This is a genomic window from Mesorhizobium sp. WSM4815 (assembly GCF_055811575.1).
Genome location: NZ_JBVVQS010000087.1, coordinates 100,038 through 118,992, shown reverse-complemented (window position 1 = coordinate 118,992; position 18,955 = coordinate 100,038). Strand labels below are relative to the sequence as shown.

The window sequence follows — 18,955 nt, the reverse complement described above, 5'->3', positions numbered from 1 at the left end:
CAGGCATTTCTCCCCGTATAGTGACGGGGAGAAAGAGGCCTGCGCCGAAGTTTTCGCCAAATTCGAACGCTGCAGAAAAGCCGCCGTGGGCCGTGACAGCCCCCTTCTTCCCGTCGCTATACGGGGAGAAGGTGCCGGCAGGCGGATGAGGGGCAGCGCCGTGCTCTCCAAAAAATTCCTGCGCCGTTCAGCCATCGCCGCCGCCTCCCTCTCCGGCTTCGCAGCAATCGCCGCCGCCACCCTTTGGCAGCTCGACCGCGCCTTTCCGCCGCCGCTGCCGGCGGCGCTGACGGTATCGACCGAAGTCCAGGACCGCGACGGCCAACTGTTGCGGGCCTTCGCCACGCCGGACGGCTATTGGCGGCTCGCCACCCGCCTCGACCAGGTCGACAGACAGTTCGTCGACATGCTGGTGACTTACGAGGACAAGCGCTTCTGGGATCATGAAGGCGTCGACGTGCTGGCGCTGGCCCGCGCCGCCGGCCAGTTCGCGACCAATGGCCGTATCGTCTCCGGCGGCTCGACGCTGTCGATGCAGCTCGCCCGGCTGACCGAACCGCGCGACAGCCGCAGCCTCGGCTCCAAGCTCAAGCAGCTGCTGCGCGCCCTGCAGATCGAGCGGCGGCTCAGCAAGCGCGAGATCCTCGAACGCTATCTGACGCTGGCGCCCTATGGCGGCAATCTCGAAGGCGTGCGCGCCGCCTCGCTGGCCTATTTCGGCAAGGAGCCGAAGCGGCTGGACGTCTCGGAGGCGGCGCTGCTCGTCGCACTGCCGCAACTGCCGGAAAAGCGCCGGCCCGACCGCAACCTGGCAATCGCCCAAGCCGCCCGCGACCGGGTGCTGACGCGCATGGTCGCATCAGACCTGCTCGGCGAGCGCGAGGCCGCACGTGCCGCGCTTGACGATGTTCCTGCCAGCCGCCGCCCACTGCCGGCACTCGCCGCCCATGCCGCTTATGCAGTGCTGCCCCGGGCCGTCCCCGGCCAGAAGCTGCGGCTGACGATCCGCAAGAGTGTCCAGGAAGGGCTGGAACAGGTGGCCAGGGATGCCGCCGCCAGGCTCGGCCCTCGCCTGTCCGTCGCCATGGTGCTAGCCGACGCCCGCACCGGCGACATCCTCGGCGAAGTCGGCTCCGCCGACTATTTCGACGCCAGCCGCTCCGGCTGGATCGACATGACCAGGATCGTCCGCTCGCCCGGTTCGACGCTAAAACCGTTCATCTATGGGCTCGCCTTCGAGCAGGGATTGGTGGCGCAGGAAACGCTGATCGACGACAGGCCGACGGATTTCTCCGGCTATCGGCCGAAGAATTTCGACATGGGCTATCAGGGCGACGTCAGCATCAGGCAGGCGCTGCAGCTGTCGCTCAACGTGCCGGCGATCAGTGTGCTCGACGCGGTCGGGCCGGCGCGGCTGCTCGCGCGCTTCCGGAAGGCCGGCGTCACGCCGATCCTGCCCGTCAACAAGGCGCCGGGTCTCGCCATCGGCCTTGGCGGCGTCGGCGTGACGCTGCGCGACCTCGTCCAGCTCTATGCCGGGCTCGCCAATGGCGGCAAGGCACACACGCTGCATGACGGCACCGAGCCGGCGAATGCCGAGCGCTCGACCGCTACCATCCTCGACGATCAGGCGAACTGGCAGATCACCGACATATTGTCGGGCGTCAAGCCGCCCGAGGGCGCCGCCCGGCGCGGCATCGCCTACAAGACCGGCACCTCCTACGGCTACCGCGATGCCTGGTCGGTCGGCTTTGACGGGCGCTATGTGCTGGGCGTCTGGGTCGGCCGCCCCGACGCCGGCGCGGTGCCCGGCCTGTCCGGCTATGTCTCGGCCGCACCCATCCTGTTCGAGGGCTTTGTCCGCTCCGGCCTGGCTGCCGTGCCGCTGCCAGGCCAGCTGGCCGGCGTCACCAGACCCAGGCGCGACGATCTGCCGGTGACATTGGCGCGCTTCGGTTCTGGCGCCGACGGCCTGGTCCAGGCGACGCCGACCGAGCCCGCGCCGACGATCATCTTTCCGCCCGACGGCGCCCACGTCGATCTCGCCGCCACCACCGCCGACGCCACGCCACTGGTGCTGAAGCTGCAAGACGGCCGCGCCCCGTTCCGCTGGCTGGCCAACGGCAAGCCGCTGGTCGGCATCGACCGGCGGCGTACCGCGACCTGGCAGCCGGACGGCGCCGGCTATTCGACCCTGACCGTGATCGACGCTGCCGGGCGCGCGGCCAGCGTGAAAGTGTTCGTTGAATAGAATGCGCCAAGCGATTCAGGGAATTGGCTTTCCATTAGGTCGGCGAGTAAGCAGGACACGCTCGACTCCTCAGGCCATTGCCGAGGCGCAACCTGTCTCTAGATAGATTGCTTCATGTGCCCGGATTCGGCACTGCAGCGTTGCGTGGAAAGAATTTCTTCGTGATGCCGAAAGCCGGCGAAAAATTGCTTCATAAGGCCGAAAAAAGCAACATTGATTGCATCTAATTTCTACCAATTCAGTAGATTGAGGTGATCTCAACGGAGGCGGAAATGACCAATCCTCATTTCAGGAAACTGCTCGGCGCACTGGTCGCCACATCTGTCCAGTTCGGCACGCTCGGTTTCGCGTTTGCCGATACCACCATCCTCAACGTGTCGTATGACCCGACGCGTGAGCTTTACAAGCAATTCGACGAGGCCTTCGCCGCCCACTGGCAGGCCGAGACCGGCGAGACGGTAACCGTCCAGCAATCGCATGGCGGCTCGGGCGCACAGGCCCGCGCCGTGATCGACGGCCTCGACGCCGACGTGGTGACGCTGGCGCTCGAAGGCGACATCAACGCCATCGTCGAGAAATCGAAGAAGATCAATCCCGACTGGCGGACCAAGTTCGAGAACAATTCGGCGCCCTACACCTCGACCATCATCTTCCTCGTCCGCAAGGGCAATCCGAAAGGCATCAAGGACTGGGGCGATCTGGTCAAGGACGACGTCCAGGTGATCACGCCGAACCCCAAGACTTCGGGCGGCGCACGCTGGAACTATCTCGCCGCCTGGGCCTATGCCAACGCCAAGGATGGCGGTGACGAGGCCAAGACCAAGGAATTCGTCGGCAATCTCTACGCGCATGTTCCGGTGCTCGACACCGGCGCGCGCGGCGCAACTGTGACCTTCGCGCAAAAGGGGCTCGGCGACGTGCTGCTGGCCTGGGAAAACGAGGCCTATCTGGCGCTCGACGAATTCGGCGCCGACAATTTCGATATCGTCTACCCGCCGACCTCGATCCTGGCCGAGCCGCCGGTCGCCGTGGTCGACGCCAATGTCGATGCCAAGGGCACGCGAAAAGTCGCCGAAGCCTATCTGAGCTACCTCTACTCCAAGGAAGGCCAGACGCTGATCGCCAAGCACCACTATCGTCCGTCGAAACCAGAACTGGTGCCGGCCGAGGACCTCGCGAAACTGCCTGAGATCAAGCTGATCACCATCGACGATCCGCTTTTTGGCGGTTGGAAGAAAGCACAGCCTTACCATTTCGGCGACGGTGGTATATTCGACCAGATCTACAAGCCGGCCCAGTAGACCCAGTTAGCTAGACTCTAGATCAGGACGACATGACCACAGCACCCGCCAAGGCGGGGTGGCGGTTCAGACAGCCGAGCGTCATTCCGGGTTTCGGATTGACGCTCGGCTTCTCGCTTGCCTACCTCACGCTCATCATCCTCATTCCCCTGTCAGGGCTGATCTGGCGATCGGCCGCGCTTGGCTGGGCCGATTTCTGGGCGATCGCCACCGACCGCCGCACCATCAACGCGCTTGAAATCAGCTTTGGCACCGCCTTCATTGCCGCCATGGTCAATGTCGTCTTCGGCACGATCGTCGCCTGGGTGCTGGTGCGCTACAGCTTTCCTGGCCGCCGCATCGTCGATGCCATGGTCGACCTGCCCTTCGCCTTGCCGACGGCGGTCGCCGGCATCGCGCTGACCACGCTCTACGCGCCGAACGGCTGGCTCGGCAGCCTGCTGGCGCCGCTCGGCATCAAGGTCGCCTATACGCCGCTCGGCATCGTCATCGCGCTGATCTTCATCGGCCTGCCCTTTGTCGTGCGCACCGTCCAGCCGATCATGGAGGAGATCGACAAGGAGGTCGAGGAAGTGGCCGCCACGCTCGGCGCCAATCGCTTCCAGACCATCGCCCGGGTTCTGCTTCCGGGCCTGGCGCCGGCCATCGTCACCGGTTTCGCGCTGGCTTTCGCGCGCGGCGTCGGCGAGTACGGCTCCGTCATCTTCATCGCCGGCAACCTGCCCTACAAATCCGAGATCGCGCCGCTTCTGATCGTCATCCGGCTGGAGGAATACAATTATGCGGCGGCGACCGCGATCGCGGCGATCATGCTCGCTTTGTCGTTCGTGATGCTGCTGGTCATCAATCTGGTGCAGACGTGGAGCCGCAAGCGCTATGGCTGATCCGGAGATAAAATCCTACGCACCGCACCACGAAAGCCAATCGGCGGCAGTGACCGAAAGCCGCCCGGCGAAAGCCGTGCTGATGATCGTGACCTTTGCCTTCCTCGGCATTTTCCTGCTGTTGCCGCTGATCGTCGTCTTCAATGAAGCCTTCGCAAAGGGTCTCAGTGCCTATACCGAGGCGCTGACCAACCCCGACACGCGCTCGGCGATCCACCTGACGCTGCTGGTGGCGGCGATCTCGGTGCCGCTCAACATCGTCTTCGGCGTCTCCGCCGCCTGGGCGATCGCCAAGTTCGAGTTCAAGGGCAAGGCCTTCCTGACCACGCTCATCGACCTGCCGTTTTCGGTTTCGCCGGTCATTTCCGGCCTGGTCTATGTGCTGTTGTTCGGCGCGCAAGGCCTGTTCGGCGCCTGGCTGAAGGCGCATGGCATCGTCATCCTGTTTGCCGTGCCGGGCATCGTGCTGGCCACCATCTTCGTCACCTTCCCGTTCGTCGCCCGCGAACTGATCCCCTTGATGCAGGAGCAGGGCAATGGCGACGAGGAGGCGGCGCTGTCGCTCGGCGCCAATGGCTGGCAGGCGTTCTGGTACGTGACGCTGCCCAACGTCAAATGGGGGCTGCTCTACGGCGTCTTGTTGTGCAATGCGCGCGCCATGGGCGAGTTCGGCGCGGTCTCCGTCGTGTCGGGCCACATACGCGGACTGACCAACACCATGCCGCTGCATGTCGAAATCCTCTATAACGAATACAATGCCGCAGCCGCCTTCGCCGTCGCTTCACTGCTTGCCGGCCTGGCGCTGGTCACGCTGGTCTTGAAAACACTTCTCGAGATGCGCTACGGCGCCGAGCTCGCCGCAACGCGCGGACACTGAAAAAAGGGACGGTTGATGGAAGTTCGCGTTGCCAACGTGCGCAAGGAGTTTGAGCGGTTTCCGGCGCTCCACGACGTTTCGCTCGACATCAAGTCCGGCGAACTGATCGCGCTGCTCGGGCCATCCGGCTCCGGCAAGACGACGCTGCTCAGGCTGATCGCCGGGCTGGAGCGGCCGACGAAAGGCAAGATCTTCTTTGGCGAAGAGGATGCGTCGCAAAAGTCGATCCAGCAGCGCAATGTCGGCTTCGTTTTCCAGCATTATGCGCTGTTTCGCCATATGACGGTCGCCGACAATATCGGCTTCGGCCTAAAAGTTCGGCACGGGCCGTCACGGCCGTCGGCGCAGGAAATCCGCCGCCGTGCCTCAGAGCTTCTCGACCTCGTCCAGCTTTCCGGCTTGGAAAAGCGCTATCCGGCTCAGCTTTCGGGCGGCCAGCGCCAGCGCGTGGCGCTGGCCCGCGCGATGGCGATCGAACCGGCCGTGCTTTTGCTGGACGAGCCGTTCGGCGCGCTCGACGCCCAGGTCCGCCGCGAATTGCGCCGCTGGCTGCGCGACATCCACGACGCCACCGGCCACACCACGGTCTTTGTCACCCATGACCAGGAAGAAGCGCTCGAGCTTGCCGACCGCGTCGTGGTGATGAGCCAGGGCAGCATCGAGCAGGTCGGCACCGCCGACGAAATCTACGACACGCCGAATTCGCCCTTTGTCTACGGCTTCATCGGTGAATCGAGCGTGCTTCCGGTCAAGGTCGAGGACGGCCAGGTCTGGATCGCCGATCGCCCGATCGGGCTGTCGGCGCCGCAGGCGCCGCGGGGCGAAGCAACGCTGTTCTTCCGCCCGCACGATGTCGACCTGGTGGACGAATGCAATGGCTGCATCGCCGGCACGGTCGCCGCCAGCCGCCGCGTCGCCGGCACCAGACGGGTGGAGCTCGAAATCGGCGGCGAGCGCCAGCGGGTCGAGATCGAGCTGCCGGTCGACCATCCGGCGGCGCAGAAGAGCCGGGTAGCGTTCAGGCCGCGGCGCTGGAAGCTTTTTCCGGCTGCTTGATCCCCTTCCGGCGCTACTCAGCCAGTTCTCGACCTTCAGGCCCTTGATCCGGTTGAACTCTCCCATGTTGGCGGTTACCAGGGTGGTGTCCAGCGCGTAGACGTGGGCAGCAATAAAAAGGTCGTTTTGGCCAATAATGGCTCTGCCCGCCGGGTTTCGGATCATGTCGCTGACAAGTTGGTGTCCAGCATGAGCCGCATTAAAAAATTTCTTTCGGATTTGACAGGCATATCGTCGGTTCCGGGGAAGTCGTCCTCGGGACCGAGCGGTGGCTCTTGCGCCCATTGCGCGAGCCGCGCCGAGAGGCCAGGTTTGCGGACCGGCTCGATGACCAGGCGGTCGCCTTCACGGCTGATCAAGACCTTTTCGCCGGGGAGCTCGAACTCGACAGGAATGCGCACCGCCTGGCTGCGATTGTTGCGAAACGCTTCGCCTCTTTCGGCGGAGTCTTGGAATGGCGGCGCTGGGGCATAGCGATGGCTCCTTTGTTTATACCATTTGTAAAATGCCAGACAGTGTCGCGATGCAATCGTCTTGCCAACGCATGGGGACCGCTGCCCAGGTGCTTCGCAGGACTCCGGGTGAAAGAAAATCCTAGCAACGGCCTGGAATGGGAACATTTTTCTCGCGATGGCGTGGTTAAGCCGCTCTGCGTGTCTCGTCGCCCACCATGCCTTGCCGCTATGGTTCGGCAATAAGCGCACTGCATCGGAGCCCTGTTTTCATGAAGCGATTTTTGCTTGGCGTCGCCACATTGGCCGGCCTGTTCCTCGCATCCTCCCAAGCCTGGTCGGCCGACAAATTGCTGAACGCGTCCTATGATGTCGGCCGCGAACTGTTTGCGCAGATCAACAAGGCCTTCGTCGCAGAGCACCCCGGCGTGACCGTCGACCAGTCGCATGCCGGGACGTCGGCGCAGGCGCGTGCCATCGCCGAAGGCCTCGGCGCCGATGTCGTCACCTTCAACCAGGTCCTCGACATCGACTTCCTGGTCTCGAAGGGGCTTATCTCCGCCGACTGGCAGAAGGACTTCCCCGACAACGCCTCGCCTTTCTATTCGCTGCCGTCCTTTTTGGTGCGCGCCGGCAACCCGAAGAATATCAAGGATTGGAACGATCTCGTGCGCGACGACGTCCAGGTGATCTTCCCCAACCCGAAAACCTCGGGCAATGCGCGCTACACCTATCTCGCGGCCACCGCCTACGCCAAGGAGGCCTTCAAGGGCGACGACGCCAAGGTGAAGGAATTCGTCACCAAACTGTTCAACAACGTGCCGATCTTCGACTCCGGCGGGCGCGCCGCCACCACTACCTTCGTGCAGCGGGAGATCGGCGACGTGCTGATCACCTTCGAGTCGGAAACGCGCGGCGTCCGCAGGGAGTATGGCGATGACAAGTTCGAGCAGGTGACGCCTTCGGTCAGCCTGCTGGCGGAGTTTCCGGTGGCGATCGTCGACACGGTCGCCGACGAGCATGGCACGCGTGACCTCGCCAAGACCTATCTCGACTTCCTCTACACGCCGCAGGGCCAGGACATCGCCGCCCGCAACGGCCTGCGGGCTCGCGACGCGGCGGTCGCCACCAAATACAAGGCCGAGTTTCCCGACGTCCGGCTGCTGACGGTCGAAGATGTCTTCGGCGGCTGGGCCAAGATCCAGGCCGAGCATTTCGCCGCCGGCGGACTGCTCGACCAGACCTATGGCAGCCGCTGAAGCAAGCGATCTTCGAAATCGGAAGAAAGCCGGCTTTGCCGGGTTTCTTCGTTTTCCGCGCCGGGAAGGTGGTTTCCCGCTTTACGGGCGCCCGCCGTCCAAAACGTCACGAACAATCAACGTGTTTGTGCGTACTGTGCCCTCGGACGGCTTGTTTCGCGAAACTGCATTGCGCGACAAAACGTCATGATTTGCACACAAACAACCGCCAGATGCGGGCGGTTGGGGTTTTCATGAACTGAATCGGGCATGCTTACCAAAAAAGGCAAATACGGCCTCAAGGCCCTCGTGCATCTGTCAGGCTTGCCGGTCGGCCAGCTGGCGTTCGTCAACGACATTGCCGTCGCCAACAACATCCCGAAGAAATTCCTGGATGCCATTCTGGGCGAATTGCGCAATGCCGGCTTCGTCCAGAGCCGCAAGGGCAAGGAAGGCGGCTATCGCCTCGCCCGCCCGGCCTCCGAGATCAAGATCGGCCATGTCGTGCGCGTCCTCGACGGGCCGCTGGCGCCGATCCCTTGCGCCAGCCGCACCCAATATCAGCGCTGCGATGATTGCGACGAGGCGACATGCCAGGTCCGGAACATGATGCTGGAGGTGCGCCATGCGATCGCCGAGGTGCTGGACAATCGGAGCCTCGCCGCCATGCGCGACGCCGACAATGACGATTTTCCAGTCGAACTGACGTCACAGATCTGATCTGGCGTCTTGAAGTGGAATCGGCGCCAGCGAACCCTCATGAATCCGACTCGAACAGGCTTGTTACGTCGGCGACGATATCGGCGATCGGATGCGTCGCATCGAGCGTCAATGCATTCTCGTCGGCTGCCGGCGGTTCGAGCGTGGCGAACTGGCTGTCGACCAGGCTTGCCGGCATGAAATGCCCCTGGCGGGAGCCGACACGCTGCTTTGCGGTCGCGGGGTCGATTTCCAGGTAGAGGAACAAAATGTCCTGGCAAAAACCGCGCAGACGCTCGCGATAACTGCGCTTGAGCGCCGAGCAGGCGGCGACGACGCTCTGCCCATCGCCGACCGGTCCGGCAATGCGCCGGCCGATCGCGTCGAGCCAGCCTTCGCGCAATGCGTCGGTCAGCGGCTCGCCGCTTGCCATGCGCGCGACGTTTTCCGGTGGATGCAGCCTGTCGCCCTCGACGAAGGCAGCGCCCAGCGCCGCCGCCAGCGCGTCGCCGACCGCCGACTTGCCACATCCGGCGACGCCCATCACCACGACGGCCGGTGCGGGCCGAATGCGTTTCCTCTGCACTTGTGCTGGCTTTTCGTCCACGATGCGGGTCAGCGGCTGGCCGGCGCGCGGCCGTAAAGCAGGAGCATGGCGACGATGACGACGCCATAGATGATCTGCCGCCCCGCCTCTTGCATCTGCATGACGGAAAGAATGGATTGCAAAAGCGTGATCAGGATGACGCCCGCGACCGTGCCGAGATAGGAGCCGCGGCCGCCGAGGATCGAGGTGCCGCCAAGCACCACCGCAGCGATCGACGGCAGCAGATAGGCGTCGCCCATCGACTGCGCCGCCTTGGAGGCATAGCCGGCCAGAAGCACGCCGCCGAAGGCTGAGAGCCCGCCGGATACGGCGAAGGCGATCAGCACCACGCGCCGCGTGTCGATGCCGGAGAGGTAGGCGGCGCGCTCGCGGTTGCCGATGCCGTAGACCGTGCGGCCGAAGCCCGTGCGGGTCAGCACGAAAACCATCGCAGCACCGATCAGCGCCCAGATGACGACGGCGTTGGGCACGCCCGGAATGGCAAAGCCGGTCGCCAGATAGCGCATCGCCCGGGTCGCCGAATCCTGTGGCGAGAAGCCGCCGGTATAGACCACCATCAGCCCTTGCGCGACGGCATTGGTGGCGAGCGTGATGATCATCGAGGGAATGCGCAGATAAGCGACGCCAATGCCGTTGACGATGCCGATCGCGACGCCGCAGAAAATGCCGAACGGGATCGCCAGCGCCACGCCGAGCGGGCCGTAGGCGGCGGCCGCACAGGCCATCATCGCGCCCGTCGCCACCGACCACGGCACCGACAGGTCGATCTGGCCAAGCAGGATGACCAGCATCATGCCGGTGGCGATGACGCCGAGAAACGACGCCACCTTGAGCTGCTGCAGCAGATATTCCGGCGACAGGAAGCTGCGCGAGTAAAGGCTGCCGACAAACAGCAGCAGCACGATGCAGGCAAAGGCGGTCAGCACCGCAGGGTCGGCGCGGCGGATGAATTTCGGCATGCGGCCGGCGATGCCGGCGATGGTCGTTTCGCTCACAGGAACCACTCCAGCCGGTTGCGGACCCTGAACAGGGCGAAGGCGCCGAGGCTGACGGCGATCAGCAGGATGACGCCCTGGAACAGCGGCTGCCAGAGCGGATCGAAATCGAAGACGAAGAGCAGGTCGCCGATAGTGCGGAAGGCGAGCGCGCCGAAAATCGCGCCGATGGCGCTGCCCTTGCCGCCGAACAATGAGACGCCGCCGAGCACCACGGCGGCGATCGAGAACAGCGTATAGGCATTGCCGCTGGCATAGGCCGCCTCGCCTGTATAGGTGAAGAAGGTCAGGAACAGCCCGCCGATCGCGGCCAGCAGGCCGGCCAGCGCATAGGCGGCGAATTTTCCCCGGCGGATCGGCACGCCGGACATGTAGGCTGCCATCTCCGAAGATCCTGCGGCATAGGCCGCGCGCCCAAGCACGGAGCGGCTGAACGGCACCCAGACGACGAGCACGATGGCCAGCAGCGCCACCAGGCTCGCCGGCACCACGCCGAACAGCCGCCCGGTCAGCGCGTCGGCAAGATCCTCATTGACCGAACCGCCCGGGAACGGTCGCAGCAGCAGCGCGATGCCGAAATAGACCGCGCCGGTGGCAATGGTGGTGACGATCGGCTGCAGCCGTCCGTAGATGACGATGGCGCCGTTGATCGCCCCGCACAGCAGCCCGGTGCCGAGCACCGCGACGACACCGAACGCGGTCTCGATGCCGGTGCCGATGACCAGCCATGAGGCCAGGCAGTTGGTCAGCAGAAAGATCATGCCGACGGAAAGGTCGATGCCGGCGGTGATCACCACCAGCGTCTGCGCCATGGCGACGAAGGCAAGCAGCACGCCTTTGTTGGAAGCCGTCTGCACGACATTGGCGGTAAAGCCGGCCGGATGGTTCGAGGTGTAGATCGTGAACATCACGATGAAGATGCCGAATGCCAGCAGCGTTCCGCGTTGTTCGGCAAGCCAGTAGCGCCAATCCTTCACGCGTCCGCTCCTCGGGCTGGCGTCTTCGCCATGCCTTTGACTTTCATCTCTTCGCCATGGATGTTAAGCGCGCTGGCGATCAGCGCCCGCTCGGTGATCTCGGCGCCGACCAGCTCGCGCTTGACCGCTCCGTCATAGAGCACCAGCACCCGGTCGCAGCAGCCGATCAGCTCGTCATAGTCGGTCGAGTAAAACAGGATCGCCGCGCCCTGGTCGGCGAGCTTGCGCATCAGCTGATACAGTTCCTGCTTGGTGCCGACGTCGATGCCGCGCGTCGGGTCGTTGAGCAGGATGATGCGCGGCTGCCGCATCAGCCATTTGGCGATGACCACCTTCTGCTGGTTGCCGCCGGACAGCGCGCCGACCGGGATGTCGAGGCCGGCCGTCTTGATCGCCAGCAGGGCGACCATTTCGTCGATCAGCCGCTGTTCGGCGGCACGGTCGATGATGCCGGCCCTGGACAACCGGTCGAGTGCGGCGAAGGAGAGGTTTTCGCGCACCGTCATCGGCAGCATCAGGCCTTCGGTCTTGCGGTCCTCCGGGATCAGCGCCATGCCGATCCGGTCACCGCGGGCCTTGGCAGGGCTGGCGATCGCCACCGGCTTGCCGTCGATCAGTATCTGGCCGCTGAGGCCGCGCAGCACGCCGAAGAAGGCGAGCAGCAATTCGCGCTGGCCCTGGCCGTCGAGGCCGCCGAGGCCGACGACCTCGCCTGCCCCGACCGTGAGCGAGATATTGTCCAGCCGGTCGGTCCACGACAGTTTTCGCGCCTCAAGCACCGGAGCGGTTATAGCCGGGGCGCGCACCGGCTTCGGTGGAAAAATATGGCTGTATTCGCGGCCGATCATCAGCTCGACGACTTCATTGTCGCTCTTCGAGCCCGCAGCATAGCTGGCGACGTTGCGGCCGTTGCGGTACACCGTGCACTGGTCGGCTAGTTCGGCGATCTCGTTCATCCGATGCGAGATGTAGAGCAGCGCCAACCCTTCCGAGCGCAGCCGCTTCAAGACGCCAAAAATCTTGGCGACGTCGGCCGCGGTCAGCGCCGAGGTCGCCTCGTCGAGGATCAGGATGCGCGGCTTCCTGGCAAGTGCTTTGGCGATCTCGACCATCTGCCGTCTTGAAAGCGGAAGATCCTTGACCAGCGCCAGCGGGTGGATGTCGGCGGCGCCTGCACGCGCCAGGGCTTCCTCCGCGATGCGCCGCTGCGCCTTGCGGTCGATCATGCCGAACCGTTTCGGCGGATCGGAAATGACGATGTTGTCGGCGACGCTGAGTTCGGGGACGAGCGACAATTCCTGGAAGATGCAGACGATGCCGGCCTGGTTGGCCGCGGCCGGCGACGCGAAGCTCACCTCGCTTCCGTCCAGCATCATGCGGCCTTCGTCAGGCGCGACGACGCCGGCCATGACCTTGATCAGCGTCGATTTGCCGGCGCCGTTTTCGCCGAGGATAGCGTGGATGCTGCCTGGCGTGACCGAAAGCTCGGCCTTTTCCAGCGCCCGCACACCGCCATAGCGCTTGGATATGCCCTCCATGCGGAAGAGCGGAACCGCACCGTCCATCGGCCCCTCCCAAGGCGCTTGTTCTTCGGGACCGGCGCCACGGAATACCCGCGGCGCCGAGCGATCAGCCTACTGGTTCTCCTTGCTCTGGCCCATGATTTCCTGCGCGGTGAAATTGATGCCGCAGGTCGGGAAGGAATTGCCGACGAAGAAATTGTCGGACTGGTCGGGGAAATAGTCCTCGCCCTCCTTGAAGTTCGGATCCTCGACGATCGCCAGCGGCAGCTTCACCGCCTGCGGGACGACCTGGCCTTCGAGCGCGGCGATCGCCGTCTTGATGGCGACCGCCACCTGGGCGGGTCCGGTTCCGGCCGACGAGCATTTCAGCCCTTCTGAGGCAAACTTGGCGCAGAATTTGCGAAAGCCATTCTCCGTTTCGCCGCCGAACGGCACGAACGGATGCTTGGCGTCGATCATCGCCTGGACGATGCCGGTGTCGCCGCCCTGCCCGGTGACGCCGTCGAAGGGACCGTTGGTGGCGATCGCGTCGGCCGTAGCCTTTTGCGCGACGCCATCGTCCCATTTGCCGACGACTTCGGTGACCTCCCACTTCTTGCCCGAAGCGTCGAGGGCCTCATGGATGCCGTTGTGGCGGTCGGTGTCGACCGACGTGCCGGCAACGCCGCGCACCTCGAGGAGCTTGCCGCCATTGGGGATATGCTTGATCAGCCAGTTGGCCCACAATTCGCCAAGGCCTTTCTGGTCGACATTGACGTTGATGGCGTCCTTGGTGTCGAGGATGTTGTCGAAGGCGACCAGCACGACGCCGGCTTGCTTGGCACGCTTGATGACCGGACCGAATGCCGTCGGATTCTGCGCGTTGACGACGATCGCGTCATAGCCGGAATCGATGAAATTGTTGATCGCCGAAATCTGCGCCGGCACGTCTTCGCCGGTCGAGACGACCTTGAATTCCTTGAGCTTGGCCGCGACCTCCGGCTGCGCCGCATAGGCTTTTGCCGTCTGCACCATCTGGATGCGCCAGGTGTTGGCGATATAGCCATTGGCGAGCGCGATGCGGTACGGGCCTTCCTTCTTGGGAAATTTGAAGAACTGCGTGTCGGCGGCCCATGGCGCGAAGCATTCCGGCTCGGCGGATGGGCCTGCGACGATTTCGGGTTCGGCGAGCGCCGACGAACTCAGCATGACGAATGCAGTGGCGGCGACGACGCCACCTACGAGTGACTTGATCATCGATATTCCTCCCAGTTGCAGTTTCTGATTGTTCTTACGCGTCTCGCGTGCCTGGCTCGGCACCTCCTGCCTTGCCGTCGCGCTTTCAGGGTGGCCGAATGCCAACCCGATCTCCTCCCTCGTGGCTCAGTAAACCGGAATAAAAACTATCATATTATACATAATAAACAAGCATCAGCTGTCGCTTATATATAATAAACAGACCTTCGCTGTTTCGCGAGCTTTCGCCTGGATAGAACTGGTAGCGCTACCATGACGTAGAGTAAAGCGGCATTTCGCGATGCCTGCAAGCGCTTTCAGCGGCCAGTGCTTTCAGCGGGAAGTGCTCTCACGGCGCTTGAGTTCGAAGCCAAGGTCTACGACCGGTTGTTGCGGCCGCTTGCCTGCAATCGCCGCGAGCGCCATGGCGACCGACAGCCGGCCGATCTCGTAGCGAGGCGTCCGGACGCTGGTGACCGAGGGGAAAGCCACTTCCATCATGTCGAGATCGTTGAAGCCTGTGATGCCGATCGTCTTCGGCACGGCGATCGAGGCGCGGTGGCACTCGAACAGCGCGCCGAGCGCGATGTCGTCATTGTTGCAGAAAATCCCGTCCAGCGTCGGCATCTTGGCCAGCGCGTCGCGAAACAATTCGCGCCCGAGCGTCACGCTGGACGGCACCGGCGTGGTGGTGACAAGCCGCGCGTTGAACAGGCCGGCCGCCTCCATCGCCGCGCGATAGCCGGCCAGACGCCGCTGCGAGCGCGGGTCCATGCGCGCGCCGATGAAGCCGATGCAGCGATAGCCCATTTCGATCATGTGCTCAGTCGCCGCCCTGCCGCCATCGAAATGCGAGAAGCCGACCATCATGTCGACCGGATCGGGGCCGGTCTCCATGACCTGCACCACCGGGCAGCCGGCCGTCTCGAGCAGTCTTCGCGAAACTGGCGTCTGGTCGATGCCCGCCACGATCAGCGCCGCCGGGCGCTGCGGCCCGAACACCTGCAGCAGCCGTTCCTCCTCGAGGCCGGAATAATGGGTGTTACCGAACTGGATGCGGTAGGAACTGTCGGACAGGCTGTCATAGATGCCGCGCAGCACTTCGGCAAAGACGCTGTTGGTGAGCGACGGCACCAGCACGCCAAAGACCTCGGCGCGCGCCGAAGCCAATGCTCGCGCATTCGGATCGGGCAGATAGCCGAGCTCATCGACAGCAGCCTGGATCTGGCGGCGCAGATCCTCCGAAACGCGCTCCGGCTCGCGCAAGGCACGGGAGACGGTAATGGCGCCGACGCCGGCCTTGCGCGCGACATCGGCGATCGTCGGACGGCCGCCGCCACGGCGCGAGCGCGGTTTGGTCATAGCCTGGTCCCGAACGCGGCGCCCTCGCCGAAGCGCGACCGCGAAATGCTGTTCAGCGTCTTTGCCACTGTCGCCATGCCAATCCGACTTTGCCGCACCCGACTTGCCACACCCGTCTGGCGTCGCGCAGCCTTACCCCATTGTCAAGCGAACCGGGCAGGACGCTACCCGAACTCGGGTAGCGCCACTGTTTGAATTTCGGCTGTGGGTGGTGAGCGGGCGTCTTGTCGTCCACCGTGCTCAGTCTTCTACGCCGTGCGTCGTCCGCTGCGCCAGTTCGTGGCATAGGGCAACGCGAACAGATAGAGACCGCTGAGCATGAGCAAGCCGAGCGGGATCAGCGGCATGAGATATACCCAGTAGGCCGGCTCGACACCTACGCCCAAGGTGATGAAGATGGCAGCGACGACCGCCGTAAAAATGATCGACAGCCAGCGGTGGAATTGCCGGATCCACGTGTTCCAGTTCATTTGGGACCTCCTCTGAAGACGAGCCGCACGACCCGCTTGGCGGCTTTTTTGCTACCTTGTTTCGTTGACAGACGTCTTGTTGGGCATTGCGTTTCGCCCGCAGATGCCTATGGCGCCGGCACGGCTATTCTATCCGCGCCAGGACCTGCTCCAGCTTCGCAAAGAACCGCTGCCACCCGTGTTGGGCGCCCTGGTAGTACTGCTGCTGGTCCGGCCGGAAGCCCAACTGCTCCATGCGCAGATGGGTCCCCGTGCTCGTAGGGGTGAGCGTCCACGTGACGACACTTCTGAGATCCTTGGTATCCCACGTGTAAGACAGCATCTTGTTGGGCTCGACTGCCTGGACCTGACAGTTGACCGTCCCCCAGTCCGCGCTCAGATTGAAACGGTGCCCCTCGTCTGGCTTGAAATCGTTCTTCATCAGCCACTCCTCGATCAGGTGTGATTGGGTGAGCGCGCGCCAGATCTTTTCCGGGCGGAAAAGCGACCTCCCGTTCAACAATGACGGCGCGCGTTTCGGTCTCGGTATTGGTCATTGGTCCATCCTTTTGAGCAGATCTTCGAGGTTGTCGAACCGGTTTTGCCAGAACCCAGCCATTTGGTTTGTCCAGTCGATCAGCGGCGCCAGGGCGCCGAGCTCCGCGCTGTAGTGCGTGTTGCGGCCTTCGTGGCGATCGCGCACCAACCCGGCCTGCTTCAGCACCCCAAGATGCTTTGACACGGCCGGTTGCGAGACCCCGGCCCGAGCGGTCAGGGCCGCGACGGTTTGGTCTCCGTCGCGACACAGCCGCTCGAAGATGGCCCGTCGCGTCGGATCGGCAAGCGATTTGAAGAGGATCTCGTGGGGCTGTGACATGGCGATCGATAACTCTCTGGCTATTGGAAATCAATAACCGCCGAGATATGTGTACGTCAAGCAGGAACCTGGACCGGGCTCCGCGTCACGGGGCCTACCCCATGTCGCTGCCATCGCTCTGGCCAAAGGGGGTCAGTGCTCAGGCCATCGCCGCGGCGCTGCGCCGCGCCTTCCACAACAGCAGCACCATGGCCGCTATGTTCAGCAGGTTCCAGGCGATGCCGTTGAGGAACGCGGCGGCGTAGGAGCCGGTCAGATCGTAGATCCAGCCCGACATCCAGCCGCCGATTGCCATGCCGAAGATCGTTGCCATGATGACGATTCCGACGCGCTGGCCGGCCTCTTTGGCGGGCATGTATTCCCGCACGATGATGGCATAGCAGGGCACGATGCCGCCCTGCGACAGGCCGAAGACCAGCGAGACGACGTAAAGCGACGCGAGCCCGTCGAAGGGGATGTAGAACAACAGCGACAGGGCTTGCAGCACCGAGCCGATCAGCAGGGTTTTCACGCCGCCGATGCGATCGGCGAGGAAGCCGGACGCCAGCCGGCTGACGACGCCCGCCGCCATCATGATCGACAGCATGTCGGCGCCTCGCGCCACGCCGTAGCCGAGATCCATGCAATAGGCGACGATATGGACTTGCGGCATCGACATCGCCACGCAGCAGCCAAGGCCGGCGACGACGAGCAACACCTGCAGCGCTGCCGGTGACAGCGTGATCGGCTGGACCGGCCGGCTGCCGGGTGAACCGGGAGCGGCGGCATGTGGTGCGCCGCGCCTGAGCAGCATGATCAGCGGCAGCATGGTGGCGAGGCAGACGACGCCGATTGCGGCATAGGTGAAGCGCCAGCCCTCGCTCTGTATGACGTAGGGCATTGCCAACGGCCAGATCACCCCGGCGAGATAGCTGCCGGCGGCGGCAGCCGTCACCGCGACGCCGCGGCGGCGGTTGAACCAGTGCGAGATGTCGGCGATCAGCGGCCCGAAAATCGCCGACGTGCCGACGCCGATCAAAAGTCCCTGGACAAGGGTGAACTGCAGGATCGAAGTGGTCAGCGATGCCAGCAGGAACCCGGTACCGAGCGTCACCGAGGCAATGAGCGCCGGTATCCAGTAGCCGATGCGGTCGATGGCGCGGCCGACCAGCACATTGCCGACGGCGAAACCGGCCATGGTCGCGGTATAGGGCATCGAAGCGGCGGCGCGATCGACGCCGAATTCGGCCTGCATGGCGGGCAGCACCACGACCACCGCCCACATGCCGACACCGCCGATCGTCGCCAGCAGCATCGAGATGCCGAGCCGCAGCCAGGCATAGGCGCTGTCTATGCCGGGGCTGCTCGGCCGGCTGGAGGCGGTTGTGGTCAAGGCGTTTCCTGTCCGCGGTTGTGTGCAAGTCGACGGGTTCGACACCATTATCGGCACATTGGCGGCGCCGTGCAGCGCCACATCGCGCAATTGCGTGGCTCCAGAGATTTGAGCTGCAGTGGAACGGTGGCCGCCTTCCCGAAGTTTTTCATCAAACTCGCCAATAGGCCAATAGAAGGAAGAAGGAGTTTGTCATGACCGCGAAAAGGAAATGGTCGGCCGAGGTCACCGAGCACAGCGATGCGCTGGACCTCGAGGACCATATCTTCGAATCCCACGACCCCAAGAAGATCGCAGCCTCGTTGAAGCGATCGGCCGAGCACAGCGACCGGCGCAAGGCCGAGCCGTTCCAGTCCGCCATGTCGATGCTGAATTTCTACATCAACCGCGCCGGCACGAACCTGCCGGCCAAGCAGAAGAAAGTGCTGGAGGACGCCAAGGACGAACTGCGCGCCGCGTTTGGCCGCCCGAGAGAACACTGAGCAAGGAGCGAAGCGACGCGGCGCAGACCCTGGGAGCCATTCCGTGACAGCCGCCGAAGAATGCAACGGCTCAGAACAAAAGCGCTCTGTAGCGATCCTTCGCGCCCCCTCTGTCCTGCCCTCTTTGCCAAGACTCGACATCTCCCCCACTTGGGGGAGATCGGCAGCTTCGCGGACAGCGTCCGCAAGGTTGGTGATTGGCGAAATCAGTGATGAAGCCAATCTCCCTCCTTGTGGGGGAGATGTCCGGCAGGACAGAGGGGGGCGCTGTCCCTCCGCGATCAAAGGTCCTGCACCGCAGCAGTGCTCCAAGGTAACGGAATGGATCCTGGGGTCTG

18 protein-coding genes and 1 pseudogene are annotated in these 18,955 nt (G+C 63.9%); 8 read left to right on the top strand and 11 right to left on the bottom strand.

Translation table 11 applies throughout. From position 1 onward, the window contains the following. Positions 1 to 145 precede the first annotated feature (145 nt). The 5 genes from pbpC to AC0L2B_RS10825 all read left to right on the top strand — a co-directional run bounded on the left by pbpC (position 146) and on the right by AC0L2B_RS10825 (position 6,369). Entirely contained in the window at positions 146 to 2,251 is a 2,106-nt protein-coding gene (pbpC, locus tag AC0L2B_RS10845) for a penicillin-binding protein 1C (RefSeq protein ID WP_473745341.1), read from the top strand. 272 nt (positions 2,252 to 2,523) lie between these two features. Next, a complete protein-coding gene (locus tag AC0L2B_RS10840) occupies positions 2,524 to 3,552 on the top strand; it encodes a sulfate ABC transporter substrate-binding protein (RefSeq protein WP_473745339.1) in 1,029 nt (342 codons plus the stop codon). Between the two features lie 32 nt (positions 3,553 to 3,584). Beyond that, complete coding sequence (cysT, locus tag AC0L2B_RS10835; RefSeq protein WP_095493088.1) at positions 3,585 to 4,436, top strand: sulfate ABC transporter permease subunit CysT; 852 nt, start codon at positions 3,585 to 3,587, stop codon at positions 4,434 to 4,436. Next, positions 4,429 to 5,313 carry a sulfate ABC transporter permease subunit CysW gene (gene cysW, locus AC0L2B_RS10830; protein ID WP_287223544.1) on the top strand — a complete coding sequence of 295 codons (885 nt, stop codon included), beginning with the start codon at positions 4,429 to 4,431 and terminating at the stop codon, positions 5,311 to 5,313. Before cysT ends, cysW begins: the two co-directional genes overlap by 8 nt. A 15-nt stretch (positions 5,314 to 5,328) precedes the next feature. Then, positions 5,329 to 6,369 carry a sulfate/molybdate ABC transporter ATP-binding protein gene (locus tag AC0L2B_RS10825; RefSeq protein WP_473509220.1) on the top strand — a complete coding sequence of 347 codons (1,041 nt, stop codon included), beginning with the start codon at positions 5,329 to 5,331 and terminating at the stop codon, positions 6,367 to 6,369. 161 nt (positions 6,370 to 6,530) lie between these two features. Here the strand turns inward: AC0L2B_RS10825 and AC0L2B_RS10820 are convergent, their stop codons facing one another. Then, positions 6,531 to 6,770, bottom strand: a complete 240-nt coding sequence (locus tag AC0L2B_RS10820; protein ID WP_473745337.1) for an antitoxin — start codon at positions 6,768 to 6,770, stop codon at positions 6,531 to 6,533. 323 nt (positions 6,771 to 7,093) lie between these two features. On the opposite strand from AC0L2B_RS10820, the gene AC0L2B_RS10815 reads away from it, so the two are divergent. Next, complete coding sequence (locus tag AC0L2B_RS10815) at positions 7,094 to 8,080, top strand: sulfate ABC transporter substrate-binding protein (protein WP_091600295.1); 987 nt, start codon at positions 7,094 to 7,096, stop codon at positions 8,078 to 8,080. A 249-nt stretch (positions 8,081 to 8,329) separates the two neighbouring features. Then, entirely contained in the window at positions 8,330 to 8,779 is a 450-nt protein-coding gene (locus AC0L2B_RS10810) for an RrF2 family transcriptional regulator (RefSeq protein WP_027154320.1), read from the top strand. Between the two features lie 37 nt (positions 8,780 to 8,816). On the opposite strand, the gene AC0L2B_RS10805 is transcribed toward AC0L2B_RS10810, so the two are convergent. The 10 genes and pseudogenes from AC0L2B_RS10805 to AC0L2B_RS10760 form a co-directional block, all read right to left on the bottom strand. After that, complete coding sequence (locus AC0L2B_RS10805) at positions 8,817 to 9,365, bottom strand: gluconokinase (protein ID WP_473745334.1); 549 nt, start codon at positions 9,363 to 9,365, stop codon at positions 8,817 to 8,819. 8 nt (positions 9,366 to 9,373) lie between these two features. Then, positions 9,374 to 10,360, bottom strand: coding sequence for an ABC transporter permease (locus AC0L2B_RS10800; protein WP_473745332.1), 987 nt, complete (start codon positions 10,358 to 10,360; stop codon positions 9,374 to 9,376). Further along, positions 10,357 to 11,337 (bottom strand): ABC transporter permease, encoded by a 981-nt coding sequence (locus AC0L2B_RS10795; protein WP_023798662.1) that lies wholly within the window; start codon positions 11,335 to 11,337, stop codon positions 10,357 to 10,359. Before AC0L2B_RS10795 ends, AC0L2B_RS10800 begins: the two co-directional genes overlap by 4 nt. Beyond that, complete coding sequence (locus AC0L2B_RS10790; RefSeq protein WP_473745329.1) at positions 11,334 to 12,902, bottom strand: sugar ABC transporter ATP-binding protein; 1,569 nt, start codon at positions 12,900 to 12,902, stop codon at positions 11,334 to 11,336. Before AC0L2B_RS10790 ends, AC0L2B_RS10795 begins: the two co-directional genes overlap by 4 nt. Before the next feature lie 69 nt (positions 12,903 to 12,971). Then, positions 12,972 to 14,096, bottom strand: a complete 1,125-nt coding sequence (locus AC0L2B_RS10785; protein ID WP_027154324.1) for a sugar ABC transporter substrate-binding protein — start codon at positions 14,094 to 14,096, stop codon at positions 12,972 to 12,974. 312 nt (positions 14,097 to 14,408) lie between these two features. Next, positions 14,409 to 15,437: an HTH-type transcriptional regulator GntR gene (gene gntR, locus AC0L2B_RS10780; protein ID WP_287241017.1), complete on the bottom strand. Its 1,029-nt coding sequence runs from the start codon at positions 15,435 to 15,437 to the stop codon at positions 14,409 to 14,411. A gap of 248 nt (positions 15,438 to 15,685) precedes the next feature. Beyond that, a complete protein-coding gene (locus AC0L2B_RS10775; protein WP_023798658.1) occupies positions 15,686 to 15,907 on the bottom strand; it encodes a hypothetical protein in 222 nt (73 codons plus the stop codon). Positions 15,908 to 16,031: 124 nt separating this feature from the next. Beyond that, positions 16,032 to 16,443: pseudogene (locus tag AC0L2B_RS10770) on the bottom strand (SRPBCC family protein). Then, a complete protein-coding gene (locus tag AC0L2B_RS10765; protein ID WP_473745327.1) occupies positions 16,440 to 16,763 on the bottom strand; it encodes an ArsR/SmtB family transcription factor in 324 nt (107 codons plus the stop codon). The pseudogene AC0L2B_RS10770 and the gene AC0L2B_RS10765 overlap by 4 nt, the downstream one beginning before the upstream one ends. Before the next feature lie 139 nt (positions 16,764 to 16,902). Further along, a complete protein-coding gene (locus AC0L2B_RS10760; RefSeq protein WP_287285202.1) occupies positions 16,903 to 18,135 on the bottom strand; it encodes an MFS transporter in 1,233 nt (410 codons plus the stop codon). A gap of 194 nt (positions 18,136 to 18,329) precedes the next feature. Here AC0L2B_RS10760 and AC0L2B_RS10755 point away from each other — a divergent pair, with 194 nt between their 5' ends. Further along, a complete protein-coding gene (locus AC0L2B_RS10755; RefSeq protein WP_023798654.1) occupies positions 18,330 to 18,617 on the top strand; it encodes a DUF3175 domain-containing protein in 288 nt (95 codons plus the stop codon). Positions 18,618 to 18,955 lie beyond the last annotated feature (338 nt).